This window comes from Nocardia pseudovaccinii NBRC 100343, from assembly GCF_001613225.1.
GTDB lineage: Bacteria > Actinomycetota > Actinomycetes > Mycobacteriales > Mycobacteriaceae > Nocardia > Nocardia pseudovaccinii.
Map to the genome: position 1 here is coordinate 1 of NZ_BDBY01000274.1, position 22,349 is coordinate 22,349.

The following is a 22,349-nucleotide window of genomic DNA, read 5'->3' on the forward strand; positions in this document are numbered from 1 at the left end:
AAGCCGGACGAGACGCTGTTCGTACTCGACGCGATGATCGGTCAGGACGCCGTCAATACCGCGGAGTCATTCCGCGACGGCGTCGGCTTCACCGGTGTCGTACTCACCAAACTCGACGGTGACGCCCGTGGCGGCGCCGCGCTGTCGGTCCGCAATGTGACCGGTGCGCCGATCATGTTCGCCTCCACCGGTGAGAAGCTCGAGGACTTCGACGTCTTCCACCCGGACCGGATGGCCTCGCGCATCCTCGGCATGGGTGACGTGCTGAGCCTGATCGAGCAGGCCGAACAGGTCTACGACCAGCAGCAGGCCGAGGAAGCCGCCCGCAAGATCGGCAGCGGCGAGATGACGCTCGAGGACTTCCTCGATCAGATGCTCGCGATCCGCAAGATGGGCCCCATCGGCAATCTGCTCGGCATGCTGCCCGGTGCGGGCCAGATGAAGGATGTGCTCGCCCAGGTCGACGATAAGCAGCTCGACCGCGTGCAGGCGATCATCCGCGGCATGACCCCGGCCGAACGCGCGAACCCGAAGATCATCAACGCATCTCGCCGCCTGCGCATCGCCAATGGTTCCGGCGTGCAGGTCTCCGAGGTCAACCAACTCGTCGACCGCTTCTTCGAGGCCAAGAAGATGATGGCCATGATGGGCCGCCAAATGGGGCTGCCCGGCTCGCGACGGGCCAACGCGAAGAAGGGCAAGAAGGGTAAGAAGGGTGGCCGTGGGCCGACGCCGCCGAAGGTGCGCGGTGGGTTCCCCGGTATGCCCGGTATGCCCGCAGGGATGCCGGATCTGTCCGGAATGCCCGCCGGGCTGGACCAACTGCCGCCTGGGCTCGAAGGTTTCGACTTGTCGAAGCTGAACTTCCCCAAGAAGTAGGCGGCTCCGCCTTCCGCAACGCCGTTGCGGCGCAAGGTAACGGCCAGGCCGCCATGCTCGGCTGACGATACGTCGGCTGGGAGCTGCTGCCACGTGCGGGCGGGAAAGGGGTAGGCAGTAGGTTGGGTGCCGACGACGGTCGAGGAGGTTGGTGTGCATCTGCGGGGTGTGGTTCTCCCTGATGACGAGGTGCGTGACCTGTGGGTGCGGGATGGGCTGGTGTCGTTCGAGCCCGTCGCGGGGGCCGAAACTCTGTGCGGCACAGGGTGGATCGTGCCCGGACTCGTCGATGCGCACTGTCACGTCGGCATCCGGTACGGCGGGGGCCACGAGGATCGCGAGGGCGCGATCGCCCAGGCCGAGACCGAGCGGGACGCGGGTGCGCTGCTGCTGCGCGACGCGGGGTCACCGATCGATACGCACTTCATCGATCAGCACGAGGAACTACCGCGGATCATTCGCGCGGGCCGCCATATCGCCCGACCGCGACGGTATATCCGGGAACTCGGCATCGAACTCGACGACGAGCGCGATCTGCCGGAGATCGTCGCCGAACAGGCCCGGTTCGGCGACGGCTGGGTGAAGATCGTCGGCGACTGGATCGACCGGTCGGCGGGCGATCTGCGGCCGCTGTGGAGTGACACGATCCTGAAGGAGGCGATCGACGCCGCGCACGCCAACGGCGCGCGGGTGACGGCACACGTCTTCGGCGAGGACGCCCTGCCCGGCCTGATCAACGCGGGCATCGACTGCCTCGAACACGGCACCGGCCTCACCGACGACACCATCGAGTTGATGGTCGAACACGGCACCGCGCTGGTCCCGACGCTGATCAATATCGACACCTTCCCCGAAATCGCCGACAGCGCGGGCAAATTCCCCATCTACGCCGCACATATGCGCGATCTGCACGCGCGCGTCCGGCGCACCGTCGGCAATGCGCACGATGCGGGCGTTCCGATTTTCGCGGGCACCGATGCGGGTGGCTCCATCCGTCACGGCCGCATTGCCGACGAAATCGCCGCCCTGTCCGGGGCGGGATTGTCGAACCACGACGCACTCGGCGCTGCCTCCTGGAACGCCCGCACCTGGCTCGGCCGTCCGGGCATCGAGCCCGGTGCGCCAGCGGATTTCGTTGTCTACCAGGAAGATCCGCGCATCAACCCGGCTGCGCTCACCGAGCCTCAGTACGTCGTCCTGCGTGGCCGCCTCGTCAAAACCCACAATCCGGTCACCGGCCACCGCTGACCGGGCCGTCGCTTGCGCTGGGCCGTCAGTCGGTGTGCGACAGACTCCCAGGTCAGCGGGCTGATGCGGCCAAGATCGGGAAGGCGGGGGTGCGGCGCGCGTAGGGTCGGGTTATGACCATTCGCCTCGGTTATCAGATGCCCAACTTCAGTTATGGCCAGCCCGTCAGCGAACTCTTTCCGACCGTGGTCGCGCAGGCCAGGGAGGCCGAAGCCGCCGGTTTCGACACGGTCTTCGTGATGGATCACTTCTACCAGCTGCCCGGTCTCGGTGAGCCGAGTGAGCCGATGCTCGAGGCCTACACCGCACTGTCCGGAATCGCCGCGTCCACCGAACGAATTCAGTTGTCGGCGTTGGTAACCGGCAACACCTACCGCAATCCCGCCCTGCTCGCCAAGACCGTCACCACCATGGATCTGGTGAGCGGCGGACGGGCGGTACTCGGCATCGGGGCGGGCTGGTTCGAGCTCGAGCACCAGTCCTACGGCTTCGAATTCGGCACCTTCACCGAACGATTCCAGCGGCTCGACGAGGCGCTGCGGATCATCACCCCGATGCTGCGCGGTGAACACTCCACCTTCGAAGGCAAGTGGTACCACACCGACAACGCCATGAACGAGCCGCGACTGCGCAATGACCTGCCCATTCTGCTCGGTGGCGGCGGGGAGAAGAAGACCTTCGCGCTGGCCGCCCGCTTCGCCGACCACATCAACATCATCTGCAACGCCTCCGAACTGCCCCGCAAGATCGAGGCACTGCACCAGCGCTGTGCCGAAATCGACCGCGACCCGGAGACTTTGGAGGTGAGCTACCTCTGTTTCCTGATGATCGATGAAGACGGCGACCGCGCGCGCAAACAACAGCACGATCTTCTGCGCGGTATCGGCGTCGACCTGTCCACCATCTCGGAGGACGAGCGCAAGCAAACCATCGCCGACCGCCAATTCGTCGGCAGCCCAGCCGAAGTCGCCGAGCAACTGCAGACCAGGGTGCTCGACCAGGGTGTGCAGGGTCTCATCGTCAACATGGTGACGAACGGCCACGAACCGGGCGCCGTGGATCTTGCCGGGCGCACCCTCGCCCCGCTGGTCCGCTGAGCCGGTTGCCCTGAGCGCCCATTGGTCGGCCGAGCAGTCGGCGCCAGCTTCGCGCCCGAGGACCTCGTGCTCGCCGTCGAGGTGTGGTCTCCGGGCAATAACCGCGAGGAGCGCGACACAAAGATCGCCGGATACGCGGCCGCGCGTGTCCCGTACCTGTGGGTCGTGGAGTTGCCCGACGACGAGCCAGCACGTTTCCGGGGCTATCGGCTCGGTGAGAGTGGATACCGTCAGGAGGTATACGTAGCGGCGGGCGAGGCGGTTGTGGCCCCGGGACCTGTTCCGATCTCGGTCAACACGGCGGATCTGCGCTGAGGCGCTGCTGACACCGCGATTTCAGGAGCGGGGGACCGGTCTGGCAGAATGGACCACCGTCCTTCCTGGACAAGTGTCAGCCCGTCTCCGGTTACGTACCGCGCGGCGGTCACACACTCCAAGCGCAAAACCGGGCTCGCAGACCGTGCGGGTCGCTGAATTGCGCCGTGACCAACCACTGAAAGGCAGATCAGCACATGGCTGTTCGCATCAAGCTCACCCGTCTCGGCAAGATCCGCAACCCGCAGTACCGCGTGGTCATCGCGGACGCCCGCACCCGTCGTGACGGCCGCGCCATCGAGAACGTCGGCAAGTACCACCCGAAGGAAGAGCCCTCGCTGATCGAGATCAACTCCGAGCGGGTGCAGTACTGGCTGGGTGTCGGCGCGCAGCCGACCGAGGCCGTGCAGCGCCTGCTGGAGATCACCGGCGACTGGCAGAAGTTCAAGGGCCTGCCGGGCGCCGAGGGCACCTTGAAGGTCAAGCCCGCGAAGCCGTCCAAGCTGGACCTGTTCAACGCCGCGCTGGCCGCCGCCGACAACGAGCCGGTCGCCGAGGCCGTCACCCCCAAGAAGAAGGCCGCCAAGAAGGACGAGGCCGCCGAGACCGAGGCTGCCGAGTAACCGTGAGCGAGCGCAGCGAGCGAACCGTGGGCACAGCCGAGCATCGCTCGGTCATGGCGGAGCCGAGCGCCAGCGAGGTGGAGTCATGAGCGAGCGCAGCGAGCGAACCGTGGGCACAGCCGAGCATCGCTCGGTCATGGCGGAGCCGAGCGCCAGCGAGGTGGAGTCATGAGCGAGCGCAGCGAGCGAGCCATAGGCACAGCGCCCACGGCGCTCATGGCGGAGCCGAGCGCTAGCGAGGCGCAGTCATGAGCGCCGTCGTCGCCGATGCCGTCGAGCACCTGGTTCGCGGCATTGTCGCGAATCCGGATGACGTCCGGGTCGAGCTGATCACCGGCCGCCGCGGACGCACCGTCGAGGTGCACGTCAACCCCGATGACCTGGGCAAGGTGATCGGTCGCGGCGGTCGTACCGCGACCGCGCTGCGCACCCTCGTCGCCGGGATCGGCGGCCGGGGCATCCGGGTCGACGTGGTCGATACCGACGCTTGATGGAACTCGTCGTAGGCCGGGTCGCCAAATCGCACGGTGTGCGTGGCGAGCTGGTCGTCGAGGTACGCACCGATGATCCCGACGCGCGTTTCGCACCGGGTGTGCGACTGCGCGGGCGGGCGGCGCGATCCGAAGAAGTTCGTGAATTCACCGTGGAGTCGGCCCGAGAGCATTCGGGTCGGCTTCTCGTGCAACTCGTCGGGATCTCCGACCGCACCGCCGCCGATGCGCTGCGCGGCACGCTGTTCATCGTGGACAGTGCCGAGCTGCCGCCGTCGGAGGATCCGGACGAGTTCTACGACCACGAGTTGGAGGGACTGACTGTCCAACTCACCGATGGCACTGTTGTCGGCAAGGTCACCGAGGTGCTGCATTCGGCTGCGGGAGAACTGCTTTCGGTGCGCGCCGCCGACGACGGCAGGGAGATCCTGATCCCGTTCGTCACCGCGATCGTGCCGACGGTGTCGCTGGCCGATCAACTGGTCGTCATCGATCCGCCCGAGGGTCTGCTCGATCCGGAGTAGCGGGTCGCCGATCCACCGGAAACTTAAGGGACTACATGAAACTCGATGTCGTCACGATTTTTCCGGAGTATCTGGAGCCGCTGCGAACGGCGTTGCTGGGCAAGGCCATCGACAAGGGCCTGATCTCCCTCGACGTGCACGATCTGCGTCGCTGGACGCACGACGTGCACAAGTCCGTCGACGATTCGCCCTACGGCGGTGGGCCGGGCATGGTCATGAAGCCGACCGTCTGGGGTGCGGCCCTCGACGAGGTATGCCCCGACGACGCCCTGCTCGTGGTGCCGACCCCCGCCGGAGTGCCCTTCACTCAAGCCACCGCGCAACGCTGGGCGAGCGAGAAGCACCTCGTATTCGCTTGCGGCCGTTACGAAGGCATCGATCAACGCGTCTTCGACGATGCCGCCCGCCGGGTTCGTGTCGAAGAGGTCAGCATCGGCGACTACGTTCTGATCGGTGGCGAAGCCGCAGTCCTCGTGATGGCCGAGGCCGTGGTCCGCCTACTCCCCGGCGTTCTCGGCAATCAGCAGTCCCACCAAGAGGATTCGTTCTCCGACGGACTGCTCGAGGGGCCGAGCTACACGCGCCCCGTCTCCTGGCGCGGCCTCGAAGTGCCGCCGATTCTGCTGTCCGGTGATCACGCCAAGGTCGCCGCGTGGCGACGCGAACAGTCCGTTGCCCGCACCCGCGAACGGCGCCCGGATCTGCTCGACGATTGAAACTACAGACTCGACGCCCAATCGAATGTATCGTTGATTAACGGCACGTTAATCAACGGTGAACGGTAGGTGGCTATGGTGACGGTGGCTCGCTTCGGGACAGTGCGTCGGGCGGTGGTCTCGACTCTGATCGGTGGCGCGATGATCGTCTTATCGGACCTAGCCGCCCCTGAACTGGTCGAAGTCAGAGTCGCCGCTGATCGGGACACCCATGAGCCCGATGCTGGCCGTAGCCGCAACAGCGCAGGTCAGCGCGGCCGCAGCAGTAACCATGGGCAATACAAAGGCCGGAACGAGCGCCCTTGCCAGTACACCCCCGAAGGCGTCTGCACCGGCGGCCGCTGACGAGGTCCGGTCATCGTGTTCGCACGCCGTGCATCGGATCGTCCGAGATTCTGTGCGTGGCGTGCGAATGCGAGCGCGGGAGTTCGTTGGTCAGGGCAACAGGCCGAGGCGTCGGGCGGTGACGACGGCCTCGTGGCGCGAGTGCGCGTCGAGTTTGGTCATCGCGTTGCGCAGATAGCTCTTGACCGTTTCCGGTCCGAGCGAAAGGCGTTGGGCAGCTTCGTGGTTGGTGCAGCCGAGCGCGATCTGGGACAGTACGTCGAGTTCCCGTCGGGACAGGCGCGGGGCATCCGCGGGCGGGTCGCCGACCAGGACTCGGGTGAGGCGTTCACACACCGAGTGCAGGCGTTCGCGTAGGCGTTCGTCCTCGGCCGAGCGCGCCGCGCCGCGGAGTTCGGCATTGATCTCGCGGAGTTCCTCGGCGACGGCGGGTGCGGTCTCGGGCGCGGGAGTCGTCATTTCCAGCAGCCGCAGGCGGCGGTCCACCTCGTCGCGGATGGTGATTTCGGTGGCCAGGCGTCGGGCGGCCGCGACGACCAGATCGGCGGTGCGGTCGCCGAGGGGTATGCCGCCGCGGTTGGCGGCGTAGAGCACCGCGCGGGAGCGATCGTCGACCACCACGGGCACCGCGAGCACCGAGCGGATGCGTTCGCCGGAGACCGGACCGTCGTAGTGGTGGGTGATCTCGGAGGCATTGCGGTAGTCGGCGACCGAGGCGGGCCTGCGCATATCCATCACCCGGCCGCCCAGCCCGGAGGTGCGCAGCACGGTCAGTCCGCGCAGGCCATTGGTGACGGTGCCGACGAATTCGGTGAGCAGCAGCGCATCATCGTGCACCTCGCCGCCGAAAACCACCGGCACGCCCGCCTTGGTCGCCACCCAGCGGATCTCGGCGCGCAGCGCATCGCCGTCGCGCGGCCGCAGCAGCGCGGTGGTGTGGGTCAAAAGACTCACCCCTTTTCGGGGGTAGTGCCGAACGTGATGTGACCCACATCCTATTGGAGACGAGGTGGCCTGGATCACCGATGAGGAGAGGCGAGATGACCGCGGACCTGAACGCGCGCGTGCGCGAGCTACTGGAGACCTACGACGGACCCGACGTCAGCGCGGCAGATCTGCTGTGCGACCGGCACCCTGCCGACCACATCGCGTTCACCATCGTCGATCCCGACCTGACCTCGACCGACCTCACCTACGGCGAGCTGAGCGAGCGCTCCCAGCGCTTCGCCGTCGCCCTCGCCGACCTCGGCGTCGAACCCGGCGACCGCGTCGCCACTCTGATGTCGAAATCCGAAGACCTGGTGGTCGCGCTGCTGGGCATCTGGCGGCGCGGCGCGGTCCACGTCCCGCTCTTCACCGCTTTCGCCCCACCCGCCATCGCCTTCCGGCTCGAGGCGAGCGGCACGACGATCGTCATCGCCGACGCGGATCAGGCGACAAAGTTGGTGCCGGGCGACGACATACCGGCCGATCCGCCCTGGCGCGTCATCATTGCCGGGAATGGCCGGGCTGTCGCTGACAGTCACGCGGCCGCGCAGGGCGGTGGCGATGCTGCCGCTGAACGCGTGCATGACCCCGCCGACCGGCTGGGGGCGGACAATCCGACAATCGCTGGGTCGATCGGGGCACAGGATCCGACGGTCGCGGACCCCGCGGCTGAGGCGCCGCTGCGGTTCGCGGATCTGCTCGCCGCGTACTCCGCCAGCGACCCGCGCGCGGCCGCTGTGCCGGTCGGTTGGGATGGGCTGCTGGTGCAGCTGTTCACCAGCGGCACGACAGGCACTCCGAAGGGCGTGCCGATTCCGGTGCGGGCACTCGCGGCATTCCATGCGTACCAAGAGTTTTCGCTGGACGTGCGTGCGGACGACGTCTACTGGAATGCGGCGGATCCGGGTTGGGCGTACGGACTGTACTGGGCGATTCTGAGCCCGCTGGCCTCCGGCATCCGCAGCCTGCTGCTGCATGCCGCCTTCTCCGCGCCGCTGACCTGGCAGGTGCTCGACCGCTTCGGGGTAACCAACTTCACCGCCGCGCCGACGGTATACCGCGCGTTGCGTGCCGATAGTGCCGCTGCCCCAACGGATCTCCGGTTGCGGCGCGCGTCGTCCGCAGGCGAACCGCTGACTCCGGATGTGGTGACCTGGTCGGTCGAGACACTCGGCGTCGCGGTGCGCGACCACTACGGGCAGACCGAGCACGGCATGCTCATCTGCAACTCCTGGCACGACGCGCTCCGGGTGGACGCACCCGCGGGCTCGATGGGCCGGACGATGCCGGGTTGGTATTGCGCGGTGCTCGCAGACGACGCCGACGTCGAAGCGCCGGTCGGCGAACTGGGCCGAGTCGCCATCGATGCCCGACGCAGTCCGCTGCTGTGGTTCCTCGGTTACCTGGACGCCCCGGAACGCACCGCGCAGCGCTACACCGCCGACGGCCGCTGGTATTTGACCGGGGATGCCGGATCCCAGGATGCGGACGGTTTCTTCCATTTCTCGGCCCGCGACGACGATGTGATCATCATGGCCGGTTATCGCATCGGCCCGTTCGAGGTCGAGAGCGTGCTGGTGCTGGATGAGCGGGTGGTCGAGGCCGCGGTGGTCGGCATGCCCGACGAATTGCGCGGTGAGGTGCTCGAGGCATTCGTGGTGCTGCGCAACGATTTCGAAGGGAATGCCGAACTCGAGGCGGAATTGCAGACCTTGGTGAAACGCAAGTTCGCCGCGCACGCGTATCCACGCAAGGTGCATTTCGTGGACGCCCTGCCCAAGACGCCCAGCGGCAAGGTACAGCGGTTCATCCTGCGACAGCAGGGGGTTCGGTGATGTCCGCACTGGCGAGTTACACATCCGGCACTGCGGAAACCCCGCTGCTCGGCGACACCATCGGCGATGACTTCGACCGCATGGCCGCCGCCTATGCGGACCGAGAAGCCCTGGTGGACTGTCCATCCGGTCGCCGCTGGACCTATCGCGAACTCGCGGCCGCGATCGACGCCCTGGCCACCGGATTGGCCGAACGCGGTATCGCCAAGGGCGACCGGGTCGGCATCTGGGCCCCGAACTGCGCGGAATGGTTCCTCACCCAGTACGCGACCGCGAAACTCGGTGCGATCCTGGTCAATATCAATCCGGCCTACCGCACCAGCGAACTGGAATATGTGCTGCGCCAAGCCGGTGTGCGCATGCTGATCGCCGCGCCGGAATTCAAGACCTCGAGCTATGTCGCCATGATCGAGCAGGTCCGGCCGAATTATCCTGGCCTGGAACAAGTGCTGGTACTCGGAACTCCCGAATGGGATGCGGTGGCGCAGTCCGATATCGACGCCGAACGACTCGCGAAGATCGCCGCGACGTTGTCCATGGACGACCCGATCAATATCCAGTACACCTCCGGCACAACGGGTTTTCCCAAGGGGGCGACGTTGAGCCATCACAACATCCTCAACAACGGCTACTTCGTCGGCGAACTCTGCAGCTATACCGAACATGACCGGATCTGCGTGCCGGTGCCCTTCTACCACTGCTTCGGTATGGTCATGGGCAACCTGGCAAGCACCAGTCACGGTGCGGCCGTGGTGATTCCCGGGCCCGCGTTCGATCCGATCGCAACCCTGGATGCGGTCGCCGCGCAGCGGTGCACCTCGCTCTATGGCGTGCCGACGATGTTCATCGCGATACTCGCGCAACTGGATTCGGGCAAAGACGTCGACCTGTCCAGCCTGCGCACCGGCATCATGGCCGGATCACCCTGCCCGGTCGAGGTGATGAAGCGGGTAATCGATCGCATGGGCATGAGCGAGGTGTGCATCTGCTACGGCATGACCGAAACCTCCCCGGTATCGACTCAGACCCGTCGCGACGACGGCATCGACCGCCGCACCGCGACCGTCGGCCGGGTCGGCCCACACCTGGAGGTCAAAATCATCGACCCCGCAACAGGTTTGACCGTGCCGCGCGGCGAACCCGGCGAGCTGTGCACCCGGGGCTACTCGGTCATGCTCGGCTACTGGTCCGAACCGGAGAAGACCGCCGAGGCCATCGATGCCGCCCGCTGGATGCACACCGGCGATATCGGCGTCATGGACGACGACGGGTATCTCGCGATCACCGGCCGGATCAAGGACATGGTGATCCGCGGCGGCGAGAACATCTACCCGCGCGAGATCGAGGAATTCCTCTACACCCACCCGGACATTCTCGATGCCCAGGTGATCGGCGTCCCCGACCCGAAATACGGCGAGGAACTGATGGCCTGGATCCGAATGAAGGACGGCACAACACCATTGGACGCCGACGCGATCCGCGCCTTCTGCACCGGCAAGCTCGCGCATTTCAAGATCCCGCGCTACGTGCACATCGTCGAGGAGTTCCCGATGACGGTCACGGGGAAAATACGCAAGGCTGAAATGCGTGAGCTGGCTGTGGAACTGCTCGCACCTTCGAACCGCGACGACTGATTTCGTGACCACATGGGTAACTCGCCCAGCAGATCGACCGTCGGTCCGCGACGGAAGTCTTCGAGCACCTCACGACCGGCAAAAGGCCCGGGGAGGCGCGAAAGCCACCGTACGATTCGGGTCCAAGCATGCGGGTTTACCTGGGCGTGGGCCGTTTGTCAGGTGACAACGGTAGTGTCTCGGGCGTGACGACAGCGCCCGAGATCGCCAGTTCAGCGACGAACACCGACACGACCGCCGCCGCACCGGCCGCGACCACAGCTCTGGCCAGCGTGGGCCGGCGCATCGCCGATGAGCTCGGCGTGCGCGAGACCCAGGTCCGGGCCGCCGTCGAGCTGCTGGATGCGGGTTCGACGGTGCCCTTCATCGCGCGGTACCGAAAAGAGGTCACCGGTGGCCTCGACGACGCCCAGCTCCGCCAGCTCGACGAGCGCCTGACCTACCTGCGCGAACTCGACGAGCGCCGCGGCGCGATCATCGAATCCATCAAGGGCCAGGGCAAACTCGACGACGCGCTGCTCGGGCAGCTGATGACGGCCGAGACCAAGGCCCGCCTCGAGGACATCTACCTGCCGTACAAGCCGAAGCGGCGCACCAAGGCGCAGATCGCCCGCGAGGCCGGTCACGAGCCCGTCGCCGATGCGCTGATCGGCGATCCGACCACCGATCCCGCGCAGTACACCGCCGAACAGCTCGACGGCGCCCGCGCCATCCTGGTCGAGCGTTTCGCGGAGGACGCCGACCTGGTCGGCGAGCTGCGTGAGCTGATGTGGAACCGCGGCCAGGTCAGCTCGAGCGTGCGGCCGGGCAAGGAGGAGGCGGGCGCGAAGTTCGCCGACTACTTCGAATTCAGCGAGCCTTTCGGCAAGCTGCCTTCGCACCGGATCCTCGCGTTGCTGCGCGGTGAGAAGGAAGAGATCCTGCAGCTGCAGCTCGAACCCGACACCGAGACTGGTTCGTCTGGTCGCTCCGCAGGCTCCGCTCTCGGGGAGCCGGGCGAGCGGTCGGTCTACGAGGGCCGCATCGCGGTGAAGTTCGATATCGCCGACCGTGGCCGGGCGGCCGACACCTGGCTGCTGGATACCGTGCGCTGGGCGTGGCGCACGAAACTGCAAGTGAGTCTTGGTATCGACACCCGCATGCGTCTGCGTCAGGCGGCCGAGAAGGACGCCGTCGACATCTTCGCCGCGAATCTGCGCGATCTGCTGCTGGCCGCGCCCGCGGGTACCCGCACCACCATGGGCCTGGATCCGGGCTACCGCACCGGTGTGAAGGTCGCCGTCGTCGACGCCACCGGCAAGGCCGTCGCGACCGAGGTCATCTACCCGCACAAGCCGCAGGGCCAGACCGAGAAGTCCCTGGCCGTACTCGGCGCGCTGGTCGCCCGGTTCGGCGTCGAGCTCATCGCCATCGGCAACGGCACCGCCTCGCGCGAGACCGATGCCCTTGCCGCCGAGCTGATTTCGCGGATTCCGGAGAACAAGCCGACCAAGATCGTGGTCTCCGAGGCGGGCGCGTCGGTGTACTCCGCATCGGCCTACGCCTCGCAGGAACTACCGGATATGGACGTCTCGCTGCGCGGTGCGGTATCCATCGCCCGTCGTTTGCAGGACCCGCTGGCCGAGCTGGTGAAGATCGACCCGAAGTCCATCGGCGTCGGTCAGTACCAGCACGATGTCTCCGAAACCCTGCTGGCGCGCTCGCTTGGCGCGGTGGTCGAGGATGCGGTGAACGCGGTAGGTGTCGATGTGAATACCGCGTCGGTGCCGCTGCTGTCGCGGGTGTCCGGTATTGCCAATTCGATCGCCGAAAGCATTGTGGCGCACCGTGATCAGCACGGCCCGTTCCGCAGCCGCACCGCGCTGCTCGACGTGCCGCGCCTGGGTCCCAAGGCCTTCGAACAGTGCGCGGGCTTCCTGCGCATCCGCGGCGGCGACGATCCGCTCGACACCTCAGCCGTGCACCCCGAGGCCTACCCGGTAGTGCGGCGCATCCTGGAATCGACCGGACGCGGCATGGCGGAACTGATCGGCAACACCACGGCGTTGCGTTCGCTGCGGCCCGCCGAGTTCACCGATGAGAAGTTCGGTATCCCCACCGTCACCGACATCATCTCCGAACTCGAGAAGCCGGGTCGTGACCCGCGTCCGGAATTCAAGACCGCCGAATTCGCGGCGGGCGTGGAGAAGGTCGCGGATCTGCAGCCGGGCATGGTGCTCGAGGGTGTGGTCACCAATGTGGCCGCATTCGGCGCATTCGTCGATATCGGTGTGCACCAGGACGGACTCGTGCACGTCTCGGCCATGTCGCACAACTTCGTCAAGGATCCGCGCGAGGTCGTGAAGTCCGGCGATGTCGTCAAGGTGAAAGTGCTCGAGGTCGATGTCGCACGCCAGCGCATCGGGCTGTCGCTGCGGCTGGACGACGAGCCGGGTACGGCGACCAAGGGCGACGGCGGTCGCGGCCGTGGCCAAGGCGGTCGCGGCGGGCAGGATCGCGGCGGCCAGCGGCAGAATGGACAGGGTAAGCAGCAGGGCCAGGGTCGACAGCAGAATCAGGGCCGCAACCAGGGCAACCAGCGGCGCAACGCGCCCGCACCGAGCGGTTCGATGGCGGATGCGCTGCGGCGGGCCGGGTTCGGGCAGTAGGGCGATACGGGCGGAGGTTTGCAGACGGCCATGCGACGGTGGCTCGAAGACGATGTGATCGGGCACGGCCGCCTTCCGCTGCTGTGCTTCCTCCTCGGGTTCATCGTCGGCTTCCTGCTGATCCGGCTCAGCGTCCGGTTGATCCGCAAGCAGGTCCGCTGGTGGCCGGGCAATGTGCGCTCCGGCGGTGTGCACATCCACCACATGGTGTTCGGGGTCATCCTGGTGCTGCTGTCCGGCATCGGGATGGTCACCATGTACCAGAGCGCCACCACACTCACCGCGAGCCTGCTCGCCGCCGCCTTCGGTGTCGGCGCGGCCCTGACCCTCGACGAATTCGCGCTGATCTTCTACCTCCGCGACGTGTACTGGGAGGAACAGGGCCGCACCTCGGTCGATGCGGTCTTCGTCGCGCTCGCGGTGACCGGACTGCTGCTGCTCGGAGTTCACCCGCTGTGGTTATTGGACATCAACGACTTCCGCCGCGACCCCAGCACCGAAGTCCGCATCTTCATCGTCTGTTTCGCCGTGGTGAATCTGGGCCTGGCGGCAGTCGTCATCGCCAAGGGCAAAATCTGGACCGGCCTGTTCGGCATGTTCTTCCTGCCCCTGCTCGTGGTCGGCGCATTCCGGCTGAGCCGACCGGGCGCACCATGGGCTCGCTGGCGCTACCCGGGCAAGCGACGACTCATGTATCGGGCGATAGTCCGTGAACGTCGCTACCGACGCCCGGTGATCCGCGCCAAGATCTTCGTACAAGACCTGGTCGCCGGAAAACCCGACGTCGTCCACGTCCGCGAGGCCGCGGAGGCCGAATTGGCCCGCACCGTCGTTCCCGCACCCCCCGCCCCCACCCATTGGCACCTGCCCTCAGTATCCGACCACTCCCTTCGCGATTGATCGCGGCGCCGCGCAGTACGCGCATGCCGCCGGGGAACCGGGCTCCGGCATCGGCGCGCAACAACACGTCGGGGTCGAGAATGGCCAGCAGTGCGTCGAATTCACCGTCGCGGGCGGCCGCGAGGAAGGCTTCGACGACGCGACGTTGACGCGGTAGATCCCGGTCGGGTCGCGGCGCTCGACCCTGGACCCGGCGGCGGGCGCGGCTGGCCATCATCTTCGCCGCGGCCGCGGATCTGCCGATGATCGGTCCGATCTGGTCGAACGGCACCGCGAACATATCGTGCAGCACGAAGGTCACGCGCTCCGCGGGATTCAGCGAGTCCAGCACGACCAGCAGCGCCAGACCGACCGAATCCGCAAGTACCGCTTGCTGTTCCGGCTGCGTTCCGGCATCGGCGAGGACGATCGGGTCGGGCAGATAGGCCTCCTCCCGGCGGGACTTGCGCGACCGCAACATATCCAGGCAGACCCGCCCCACGGTCGTGGTCAGCCAACCGCCGAGGTTGTCGATTTCGGCGGTGTCGACCCGGGAAAGCCGTAACCAGGCATCCTGTACCGCATCATCGGCCTCGCTCAGCGAACCGAGCATGCGATAGGCCACGGTGACCAAGCGCGCCCGGTGCGCCACGAATCGGTCTGCCAAAGAATCGTTTTCGCCCACAGGGATCTCCTCGAGGTTGCTCGAAGAGATGACGGCGCCGAGGCCGTGGGTGTGACAAGCCGTTACCTTGTCGGGTCGCCATCCGTCACACAGATATGAACCTACGAAAGACCGCCCGCCTGGCCTACCTCGGCGCCACCGGAATCCTGCTGACCGAAACAGCCGTCGGGTCCTACTGGGATCTCGCGCGAATCTCCTACGTACGCGAGGTTTTCCAACGACTCGAATACCCGATGTACTTCGCCACCATCATGGGCGTCGCCAAGGCTGCCGCGGTCGCCGCGATCGTGACGCCGGGCTTCCCGCGTGCCGAGGAGTGGGCGTACGCGGGCCTGACCTTCGTCTACGGCGGCGCGGCCGCCTCCCATATCGCCGTCGGCGACAAGCCGAAGGCCTGGCTCGGACCACTGGGTTTCGCCGGGCTCACCCTCGCGTCGTGGGCGTTGCGCCCGACCAGGCCACTCGCGGTCTGACGGGAGCGGAATCGCACCGATCCGGATCTCGTGCGCGGTGACCGCGCGCCCTGTGCGCGCGGCTTCGAGGCCAAGGGGCAGTACTACCCATTCTCGAGCGCGAACGGCTTCGGGCACACCGGCGCTGTGGGCAGCGATGGCTTCGCGGATCCGCGGAGTGGGCTGGCCTATGGCTACACTCGTCGGCGCGCGCGGCTTTCGGGTTCGGGGATGGCAGCTGGCGGGACTGTCTCGCGGCCGCCGTACACCGCGCGGCCACCCGGTGAGCCGGGCCCGATTTTTCCCGCGACCCGCCGATCTGGCACAATGCACAGGTTGCCCTGGGTGCATTCGGCCCACGGAGCACCCCTTATTCGGAGCATGAACCGGTCGAGCACGCGAGTGCCGCCAGGGTCCTCTGCTCGCGCAAACATCAGAAGGATGAAATGAACACCCTTGACTTCGTCGACGAAAAGTCGCTGCGCAGCGACGTCCCCGACTTCCGTCCGGGCGACACGCTCAACGTGCACGTGAAGGTCATCGAAGGCTCGAAGGAGCGCATCCAGGTCTTCAAGGGCGTCGTGATCCGGCGTCAGGGCGGTGGCATCCGCGAGACCTTCACCGTCCGCAAGGTGTCGTTCGGTGTCGGCGTGGAGCGCACCTTCCCGGTGCACAGCCCGAACATCGACCACATCGATGTCGTGACCCGCGGTGACGTCCGCCGTGCCAAGCTGTACTACCTGCGCGATCTGCGCGGCAAGGCCGCCAAGATCAAGGAAAAGCGCTGAGCAAGTAGCGGCACGGCTCGGCACGAATGTTCCTCAGCTAGCCCGGCACCGGACGTCAGTCTTGGTGCCGGGCTAATCTGTTCGGCGTGGCAGACGAAAGTGGGTCGATGACGGTGTCCGATTCGGACGACGAGGGCAAGAGCCGCCGCTCACGGCGCTCGAAGCGCAAGCAGCGCCCCTTCTGGCAGGAACTGCCGGTTCTCATTGTCATCGCCGCGGTCATCGCGGCACTCATGGTCAGTTTTGTCGGGCGGCCGTACGTCATTCCGTCCCAGTCGATGGAAGACACGCTGCTCATCGGCGACCGCATCTACGTGGAGAAGCCGAGCTACTACTGGAGCGAGCCGCAGCCCGGTGACGTCGTGGTGTTCGTCGGCCCGTCGTCCTGGAATACCCGCTACCAGTCGATCCGGTCCAGCAATGTCGCCGTGCGCGGCGTGCAGAACTTCTTCTCCTTCTTCGGGCTCGTGCCACCGGATGAGAACGACCTGGTGAAGCGGGTGATCGCCGTCGGCGGCCAGACCGTGCAGTGCTGTGACGCGCAGGGGCGGGTCCTGGTGGACGGCAAGCCGTTGGACGAGCCGTACGTCCTGAACGACTACCCGTGGTACCCGGGTCAGCAGAATGCGACCTACCCGGCGGGCCGGGTATTCGGCCCGGTCAAGGTGCCCGAGGGCAACCTGTGGGTGATGGGCGACAACCGCAACCAGTCCGCCGACTCACGCGCCCACGTCAGCGATAACCTGCAGGGCACCGTCCCGATCGACAATGTGCGCGGCAAGACGGTCTTCAAGATCTGGCCGCCCAGCCGGATCGGTCCGGTGAAAGCACAGGATCCCCAGACGAACTGATCGTTGCGGGCCGCAGGATAATTGGATGGTGGGGCAGGGTCGAGTGGTTAGGGCTAATGGCGCGACTCCGGGCAATGGGTGGCCGCCGCGTGTCGTCATGCGTCGAGCCGGTGGGTTGCGCACGCTGGAGGCGGCGCTGATCCGCAGCGGCCTCGGCCCGGTCGCCGGGGTCGACGAGGCCGGGCGCGGACCGTGCGCGGGGCCCCTGGTAGTTGCCGCCTGCCTGCTCGCGCCCAAGGCCTACGACAGGCTGGCCGGACTCGACGATTCCAAGAAGCTCACCGAACCCGTGCGCGAGGAGCTGTACCCGATCATCACCCGGTTGGCGCTGGCCTGGAAGGTGGTCGTCATTCCGGCCTGGGAGATCGACTCGATCGGCATCCACGTTGCCAATATCGAGGGCATGCGCCGCGCGGTCGCCGGACTCGGACAGACACCGGGGTATGTGCTGACCGACGGATTCCGGGTGCCTGGGATTCCGGTGCCGTCGCTGCCCGTCATCGGCGGTGACGCGGCCGCGGCCTGCATCGCCGCCGCGAGCATCCTGGCCAAGGTGACCAGGGATCGGATGATGGTCGAGCTGGACGAGCGGTTCCCCGGCTACGGATTCGCCGCGCACAAGGGCTACAACACGCCCGAACACACGGCCGCGCTGGAACGGCTCGGACCGAGCAGTGAGCACCGCCGATCCTGGCGCAATGTGCGCTCGGCAGCGGGGTTGCGGCCGGTAGCCGCGGCGGAGTACGCCGAGGCGGAACTGGCCGACGAGGTTTTGCTGGAGGGCGTCGAACCGGATAGCCGAGTGGCTACCGCCGCGGCGCATGCGCGATGATGATTACAGCAGACGCAGTGCGGCGAGAAGGAGGACGTCCCACCCGATGAGTGCCGAGGACCTGGAGAAATACGAAACCGAGATGGAGCTCTCGCTATACCGGGAGTACAAGGACATCGTCGGTCAGTTCTCGTACGTGGTGGAGACCGAGCGCCGCTTCTATCTGGCCAACTCCGTCGAATTGCGGCCGCAGAACGCTGACGGCGAGGTGTACTTCGAGGTGCGGATGAGCGATGCGTGGGTGTGGGATATGTACCGACCCGCGCGCTTCGTTAAGCATGTTCGGGTGATCACGTTCAAGGACGTGAATATCGAGGAGCTGGAGAAGCCGGATCTGCGGTTACCCGAGTAGCGCTGGTGGCCCATAGCATCGGGCACCGACAACCACGCGGAGTACGGGGGTCGGATGCCCGGGTTGTCCACAGCTGAGCGGGTATCCACAGGTTTTCTGTTTGCGCAGGTCGGTGTCATCGGGCGTGGGTGTGGTCCGAGCACGCTGAGCTGGTGGCAGACAACCAGGCGCTCGGCGCACAAGGAGAAGAACTGGCGGCCCGATTCCTGCAGGCCGCCGGGATGGAGATCATCAGCAGGAATTGGCGGTGCAAGTACGGCGAACTGGATCTGATCGCCCGGGACGGCCGCGTTACCGCGTTCGTCGAGGTCAAAACGCGAACCGGAACCAAATTCGGCATGCCCGCCGAGGCGGTCACCTTCGATAAGCAGCAGCGGATCAGGCGGTTGGCGCTGGTGTGGCTGGCCGAACAGGACGGCCCCTGGCGCGATGTCCGCTTCGATGTCATTTCGGTGCTGCTGCACCGCGGCCACCGACCGGTCATCGATCACCTGAAAGCGGTGTTCTGATGGCGCTGGGGGTGGCGTATTCGGTCGCGGTGAGCGGGGTGGACGGCCAGCTGGTCGAAATCGAGGCGGATATCGGGCAGGGGCTGCCGTCGGTGCATCTGGTCGGGTTGCCCGATACCGCGCTGCAGGAATCCCGCGACCGGGTCCGTTCCGCGGTGGCGAATATCGGGGAGAAGTGGCCCGACGGTCGCGTGATCCTGGCACTGTCCCCGGCGACGCTGCCCAAAATCGGCAGTGTCTACGACCTTGCCCTCGCGATCGCGGTGCTCGACGCGGCGGGCGTGATCCCCTCCGATCGGCTCGGAAAGACTGTATTGCTCGGGGAATTGGCGCTGGACGGGCGGGTCCGCCGGGTGCGCGGCATCCTGCCCGCTGTGCTCGCGGCACGCAATGCGGGCTGGATGCGGGTGATCGTGCCGGAATCCGCACTGGCCGAAGCCGGGCTGGTGGACGGCATCGAGGTTTTCGGGGCCACGACCCTGCGTACTGTCGTCGCTTGGCTCCGTGGTGAAGGCGGTCTGGTCGAGCCCGATGGCATGCTGCCCGACACCGTGCGCTGCGGTGGCGATCTGAGCGAGGTGGTCGGTCAGGAGGAGGCCCGGTGGGCATTGGAGGTGGCCGCGGCAGGCGGACACCACCTGCTGCTCACCGGGCCGCCCGGAATCGGTAAAACTATGCTGGCGCAACGTCTTCCGGGTCTGCTGCCGCCGCTCACCGAATCCGAGGCACTCGAGGTGACGGCCATCCATTCCGTCGCGGGCGCACTCTCCGATGACCACCCCTTGATCACGATGCCGCCTTTCGTCGCTCCGCATCGCTCGACCTCAGCCAGCGCCATGGTCGGCGGGGGATCGGGTACCGCACGCCCGGGCGCCGTCAGCCGTGCCCATCGCGGGGTCTTGTTTCTCGACGAATGTGCGGAGATAGGAACCAAGGTCCTGGAAGCGATGCGAACCCCCTTGGAAGAGGGCGAAGTTCGCATCGCCCGCCGCGATGGCGTGGCTCGCTACCCGGCCCGTTTCCAATTGGTTCTAGCCGCGAACCCCTGTCCCTGTGCCCCAGCCCGCGATGTCGACTGCATCTGTGCCCCGCTCGCGCGTCGCCGATACCTGGGCAAGCTGTCCGGACCGTTGATGGATCGCATAGACATCTGGGTCCAGATGCACGGCCACGCCGGCGCATCGTTCGCCGTCGAGGACGCCGAGAGCAGCGAGGTCGTGCGCCGTCGAGTCGCGACCGCAAGGCAAGCCGCAATACAGCGTTGGCAGGACTACGGCTGGGCAACCAACGCCGAAGTCCCCGGCCACATCCTGCGCCAACGCTTCCGACTCCCCCACGAGGCAACCGCCCCCATCGAAGCCGCCCTCCGCCTGGGCCGCCTGTCCGCCCGCGGCGCCGACCGCGCCCTCCGCGTCGCCTGGACCATCAGCGACCTCCGCAACGCCGAGCAACCCACCGCCCAAGATGTACTGGCCGCCTTGAACTTCCGTCAACGGGGCTCACATTGAGTGCGGCAACGGGAGACAAAGGCTCGATCAGCGGTGAGATTTCTGGAACGAGGTCCGCTGCACCAGAGGTGGGTGGCGATGCGAACGCCTGCGAGCTCACTGTGATGGCGCATGTCGGAGCGACCGCGCCGGATCTCGCGGCGACAGAAGAAAGTTGCCCTGCTGGCGTTGGATGTCCGGGCGCGTTGACGGGCAATGGCTTTGCTGCCGATTCGCGTGCGGCCGCGTCGACGGGCGAGGTCTCTGCCATCGTCAATAGGAGGGCGGTGGAATCGGTGGGTGGTGGTTCTGCCTCTGTCGGGCGTGCAGGCAAGTCGACGGGCACGATCTCGTGTGCCTCGGATTGCGAACCACTGACGGTATGTGGCGGCAGTCCTGTAGTCGGTGCCACCGGCACCTCGGTGGGCACCGGGTCTTACGCGGCGCGAGCCGTTGATGTCGCAGGACGTGCAGAGGCCGTGGCTGGCGGCGGATCTGCTGCTGTCGGGAGTGCGGGCGTGTCGGTGAACACAGTCTCGGATTGCCAAGCTCCGGCAGCCTGTGGCGGCCGTCGTGCAACAGTACCTTTGATGGGGGACAACCCTTGTGCGACAGAGGATTCCGAAGCGACGCCGGGTTGTGCAGAACTGGCGGCAGGTGGTGGATCCGCTGAGTCGGCGAGTGGTGCTGCGGCAATGGGAGCCGCGGGTGCGGCGGCGGGAAGCGATACGTATCCGGTCGCATTGGTAGTCAGGAAGATGGATGCGGCGAGGTATGCCGGGGCAGGCGGCGCGCGTGGTTCGGGGCATGGGGTTGTGGATCTGGATGGTTGGGATTCGGGGTGTTCCGAGTCGGCGGTTTCTGGCGGGGACGCTGATGAGCGGCGGTTGGCTTGGGCGTATTTGTCACGGGTTGTGCAGGGGCCGTGTGCGGCGTTGTCGTCGTTGATCGAATCGGTGGGCGTGGTGGAGGCGGCGCGGGCGGTACGGGAGTGTGAGCTGCCGGAGTCGTTGCTCGGGCCGACCGCTCGGCGGCGGGAGATCGATAGTGCGGCAAGGGATCTCGAGGTGATGGAACGGCTGGGTGGGCGGTTGGTGACCCCGGACGATCCGGAGTGGCCGGCCTGGCGGATGCTCGGGCTTCGGCAGCTCGAGCCCGGACGCGATCGTGACGGGGCGGTGCCATTGGCGTTGTGGGTACGTGGGCCGCGGTCGCTGTTGGAGTCGAGCGAGCGGGCGATCGCGGTGGTCGGTTCGCGTTGCAGCAGCGGATACGGAGAGCATGTCACCGGCGAGATCGTTGGTGATCTGGCCGCTCAGGGCTGGACAATCGTCTCCGGAGCCGCCTTCGGTATCGACGGTATGGCGCATCGCGCCGCCCTCGCCGTCGGTGCTCCGACGATCGCCGTTCTTGCTTGCGGCGTCGATCGCGCCTATCCGGCCCAGCACGAACGACTCTTGGCCGAGATCGCCGAAACGGGTTTGGTGATCAGCGAATACCCGCCCGGCACGGTTGCGCACAAGAACCAATTCCTGGCCCGTAATCGTGTGATCGCCGCGCTGGCGGACGGCACCCTCGTCGTAGAGGCCGGACTACGCAGCGGCGCCCGGAATACCGTGAAATGGGCCCGCCGCCTCGGCCGCCCGGCCCTCGCCATCCCCGGCCCGGTCACCGCCGCCTCATCGGCTGGCTGCCACCGTATGATCCGCGAAGGCGAGGCCCTCCTGGTCACCCGCGCCGATGAGGTCATCGATGAAGCAGGCCCACTACGCCTTTCGCTACCGACCACCCAGCCGTTCGACCCCGGCGACCGACTACAAGGCAACGAAGCATCGGTCTACGCCGCCCTCCCCGAAATCGGCTCCCGCCAACCCCGCGCCATCGCCGAAACCGTCGGCCTGGACCTGCCGACCGTCCGCGCGATCCTCCCCGCCCTCGAACTCGCAGGCCTAGTAGGCACGGACGAAAACGGCTGGCACCGAACCGCAAACCCTCCGAGCCGATGAGCGCTCACGCACTGAGCCGGTGAGCGCTTATGTACCGGGCTTATGTACCGCGGCTGGTGAGTGCTTACGTACCGGGGTAGTGAGCGCTTACGCACTGGGCTTATGTGCTGGGGGTGGTGAGTGCTTGCGTGCTGGGGGTGGTGAGTGCTTGCGTGCTGGGGGTGGT

The 22,349-nt window shown here is 66.7% G+C and carries 20 protein-coding genes and 2 pseudogenes; 20 read left to right on the plus strand and 2 right to left on the minus strand.

From position 1 onward, the window contains the following. The 8 genes and pseudogenes from NP3_RS33695 to trmD form a co-directional block, all read left to right on the plus strand. A pseudogene (locus NP3_RS33695) lies at nucleotides 1-879 on the plus strand (signal recognition particle protein); the annotation flags it as partial. A gap of 153 nt (nucleotides 880-1,032) precedes the next feature. Next, nucleotides 1,033-2,127 carry a metal-dependent hydrolase family protein gene (locus NP3_RS33700; RefSeq protein ID WP_063045792.1) on the plus strand — a complete coding sequence of 365 codons (1,095 nt, stop codon included), beginning with the start codon at nucleotides 1,033-1,035 and terminating at the stop codon, nucleotides 2,125-2,127. A gap of 113 nt (nucleotides 2,128-2,240) precedes the next feature. Continuing rightward, nucleotides 2,241-3,224, plus strand: a complete 984-nt coding sequence (locus tag NP3_RS33705) for an LLM class F420-dependent oxidoreductase (protein ID WP_063045793.1) — start codon at nucleotides 2,241-2,243, stop codon at nucleotides 3,222-3,224. Nucleotides 3,225-3,245: 21 nt separating this feature from the next. Continuing rightward, the gene (locus tag NP3_RS33710) at nucleotides 3,246-3,539 is read left to right on the plus strand and encodes a Uma2 family endonuclease (protein ID WP_063045794.1); all 294 of its coding nucleotides are present in this window, start codon (nucleotides 3,246-3,248) and stop codon (nucleotides 3,537-3,539) included. Nucleotides 3,540-3,736: 197 nt separating this feature from the next. After that, nucleotides 3,737-4,162, plus strand: coding sequence for a 30S ribosomal protein S16 (rpsP, locus tag NP3_RS33715; protein WP_063045795.1), 426 nt, complete (start codon nucleotides 3,737-3,739; stop codon nucleotides 4,160-4,162). A gap of 248 nt (nucleotides 4,163-4,410) precedes the next feature. Further along, nucleotides 4,411-4,653 (plus strand): RNA-binding protein, encoded by a 243-nt coding sequence (locus NP3_RS33720; RefSeq protein ID WP_040693288.1) that lies wholly within the window; start codon nucleotides 4,411-4,413, stop codon nucleotides 4,651-4,653. After that, the gene (rimM, locus tag NP3_RS33725) at nucleotides 4,653-5,177 is read left to right on the plus strand and encodes a ribosome maturation factor RimM (protein ID WP_063045796.1); all 525 of its coding nucleotides are present in this window, start codon (nucleotides 4,653-4,655) and stop codon (nucleotides 5,175-5,177) included. Before NP3_RS33720 ends, rimM begins: the two co-directional genes overlap by 1 nt. A 35-nt stretch (nucleotides 5,178-5,212) precedes the next feature. Continuing rightward, a complete protein-coding gene (gene trmD, locus NP3_RS33730) occupies nucleotides 5,213-5,893 on the plus strand; it encodes a tRNA (guanosine(37)-N1)-methyltransferase TrmD (RefSeq protein WP_063045797.1) in 681 nt (226 codons plus the stop codon). 435 nt (nucleotides 5,894-6,328) lie between these two features. Here trmD and NP3_RS33735 read toward each other — a convergent pair whose 3' ends face one another. Next, nucleotides 6,329-7,183: a helix-turn-helix transcriptional regulator gene (locus NP3_RS33735; protein ID WP_063045798.1), complete on the minus strand. Its 855-nt coding sequence runs from the start codon at nucleotides 7,181-7,183 to the stop codon at nucleotides 6,329-6,331. Nucleotides 7,184-7,278: 95 nt separating this feature from the next. Here NP3_RS33735 and NP3_RS33740 point away from each other — a divergent pair, with 95 nt between their 5' ends. The 4 genes from NP3_RS33740 to NP3_RS50000 all read left to right on the plus strand — a co-directional run bounded on the left by NP3_RS33740 (nucleotide 7,279) and on the right by NP3_RS50000 (nucleotide 14,242). Then, complete coding sequence (locus tag NP3_RS33740) at nucleotides 7,279-9,060, plus strand: AMP-binding protein (protein ID WP_063045799.1); 1,782 nt, start codon at nucleotides 7,279-7,281, stop codon at nucleotides 9,058-9,060. Next, the gene (locus NP3_RS33745) at nucleotides 9,060-10,694 is read left to right on the plus strand and encodes an AMP-binding protein (protein ID WP_063045800.1); all 1,635 of its coding nucleotides are present in this window, start codon (nucleotides 9,060-9,062) and stop codon (nucleotides 10,692-10,694) included. The genes NP3_RS33740 and NP3_RS33745 overlap by 1 nt, the downstream gene beginning before the upstream one ends. Before the next feature lie 185 nt (nucleotides 10,695-10,879). Next, nucleotides 10,880-13,342 carry a Tex family protein gene (locus tag NP3_RS33750; RefSeq protein WP_245721222.1) on the plus strand — a complete coding sequence of 821 codons (2,463 nt, stop codon included), beginning with the start codon at nucleotides 10,880-10,882 and terminating at the stop codon, nucleotides 13,340-13,342. Nucleotides 13,343-13,372: 30 nt separating this feature from the next. Next, nucleotides 13,373-14,242 (plus strand): hypothetical protein, encoded by an 870-nt coding sequence (locus NP3_RS50000; protein WP_063045807.1) that lies wholly within the window; start codon nucleotides 13,373-13,375, stop codon nucleotides 14,240-14,242. Here NP3_RS50000 and NP3_RS47210 read toward each other — a convergent pair. Then, nucleotides 14,226-14,906 (minus strand): annotated as a pseudogene (locus NP3_RS47210) (sigma-70 family RNA polymerase sigma factor); the annotation flags it as partial. The gene NP3_RS50000 and the pseudogene NP3_RS47210 sit on opposite strands and share 17 nt — an antisense overlap. Before the next feature lie 95 nt (nucleotides 14,907-15,001). Here NP3_RS47210 and NP3_RS33765 point away from each other — a divergent pair. From NP3_RS33765 to dprA, 8 genes are all read left to right on the plus strand, one after another. After that, nucleotides 15,002-15,379: a DoxX family protein gene (locus tag NP3_RS33765; RefSeq protein WP_063045802.1), complete on the plus strand. Its 378-nt coding sequence runs from the start codon at nucleotides 15,002-15,004 to the stop codon at nucleotides 15,377-15,379. A gap of 425 nt (nucleotides 15,380-15,804) precedes the next feature. Further along, entirely contained in the window at nucleotides 15,805-16,146 is a 342-nt protein-coding gene (gene rplS, locus NP3_RS33770; protein ID WP_011210681.1) for a 50S ribosomal protein L19, read from the plus strand. 107 nt (nucleotides 16,147-16,253) lie between these two features. Further along, nucleotides 16,254-16,997, plus strand: a complete 744-nt coding sequence (gene lepB / locus NP3_RS33775; protein WP_063045803.1) for a signal peptidase I — start codon at nucleotides 16,254-16,256, stop codon at nucleotides 16,995-16,997. Between the two features lie 25 nt (nucleotides 16,998-17,022). Beyond that, on the plus strand, nucleotides 17,023-17,829 hold the full coding sequence (locus NP3_RS33780; protein ID WP_084509375.1) for a ribonuclease HII: 807 nt from the start codon (nucleotides 17,023-17,025) through the stop codon (nucleotides 17,827-17,829). 46 nt (nucleotides 17,830-17,875) lie between these two features. Then, nucleotides 17,876-18,181, plus strand: a complete 306-nt coding sequence (locus NP3_RS33785) for a DUF2469 domain-containing protein (RefSeq protein WP_011210678.1) — start codon at nucleotides 17,876-17,878, stop codon at nucleotides 18,179-18,181. A gap of 152 nt (nucleotides 18,182-18,333) precedes the next feature. Further along, entirely contained in the window at nucleotides 18,334-18,690 is a 357-nt protein-coding gene (locus tag NP3_RS33790) for a YraN family protein (RefSeq protein ID WP_063045808.1), read from the plus strand. Further along, nucleotides 18,690-20,198 carry a YifB family Mg chelatase-like AAA ATPase gene (locus NP3_RS33795; RefSeq protein WP_063045805.1) on the plus strand — a complete coding sequence of 503 codons (1,509 nt, stop codon included), beginning with the start codon at nucleotides 18,690-18,692 and terminating at the stop codon, nucleotides 20,196-20,198. Before NP3_RS33790 ends, NP3_RS33795 begins: the two co-directional genes overlap by 1 nt. An 866-nt stretch (nucleotides 20,199-21,064) precedes the next feature. Beyond that, nucleotides 21,065-22,183 (plus strand): DNA-processing protein DprA, encoded by a 1,119-nt coding sequence (gene dprA, locus NP3_RS33800; RefSeq protein ID WP_063045809.1) that lies wholly within the window; start codon nucleotides 21,065-21,067, stop codon nucleotides 22,181-22,183. Nucleotides 22,184-22,349: the final 166 nt, after the last annotated feature.

What these genes read in the sequence shown, in the direction of transcription:
- NP3_RS33705 (WP_063045793.1), top strand. Translation starts at nt 2,241, where the DNA reads ATGACCATTCGCCTCGGTTATCAGATGCCCAACTTCAGTTATGGCCAG.
- rpsP (WP_063045795.1), top strand. Translation starts at nt 3,737, where the DNA reads ATGGCTGTTCGCATCAAGCTCACCCGTCTCGGCAAGATCCGCAACCCG.
- NP3_RS33720 (WP_040693288.1), top strand. Translation starts at nt 4,411, where the DNA reads ATGAGCGCCGTCGTCGCCGATGCCGTCGAGCACCTGGTTCGCGGCATT.
- rimM (WP_063045796.1), top strand. Translation starts at nt 4,653, where the DNA reads ATGGAACTCGTCGTAGGCCGGGTCGCCAAATCGCACGGTGTGCGTGGC.
- trmD (WP_063045797.1), top strand. Translation starts at nt 5,213, where the DNA reads ATGAAACTCGATGTCGTCACGATTTTTCCGGAGTATCTGGAGCCGCTG.
- NP3_RS33740 (WP_063045799.1), top strand. Translation starts at nt 7,279, where the DNA reads ATGACCGCGGACCTGAACGCGCGCGTGCGCGAGCTACTGGAGACCTAC.
- NP3_RS33745 (WP_063045800.1), top strand. Translation starts at nt 9,060, where the DNA reads ATGTCCGCACTGGCGAGTTACACATCCGGCACTGCGGAAACCCCGCTG.
- NP3_RS50000 (WP_063045807.1), top strand. Translation starts at nt 13,373, where the DNA reads ATGCGACGGTGGCTCGAAGACGATGTGATCGGGCACGGCCGCCTTCCG.
- NP3_RS33765 (WP_063045802.1), top strand. Translation starts at nt 15,002, where the DNA reads ATGAACCTACGAAAGACCGCCCGCCTGGCCTACCTCGGCGCCACCGGA.
- rplS (WP_011210681.1), top strand. Translation starts at nt 15,805, where the DNA reads ATGAACACCCTTGACTTCGTCGACGAAAAGTCGCTGCGCAGCGACGTC.
- lepB (WP_063045803.1), top strand. Translation starts at nt 16,254, where the DNA reads ATGACGGTGTCCGATTCGGACGACGAGGGCAAGAGCCGCCGCTCACGG.
- NP3_RS33780 (WP_084509375.1), top strand. Translation starts at nt 17,023, where the DNA reads ATGGTGGGGCAGGGTCGAGTGGTTAGGGCTAATGGCGCGACTCCGGGC.
- NP3_RS33785 (WP_011210678.1), top strand. Translation starts at nt 17,876, where the DNA reads ATGAGTGCCGAGGACCTGGAGAAATACGAAACCGAGATGGAGCTCTCG.
- NP3_RS33795 (WP_063045805.1), top strand. Translation starts at nt 18,690, where the DNA reads ATGGCGCTGGGGGTGGCGTATTCGGTCGCGGTGAGCGGGGTGGACGGC.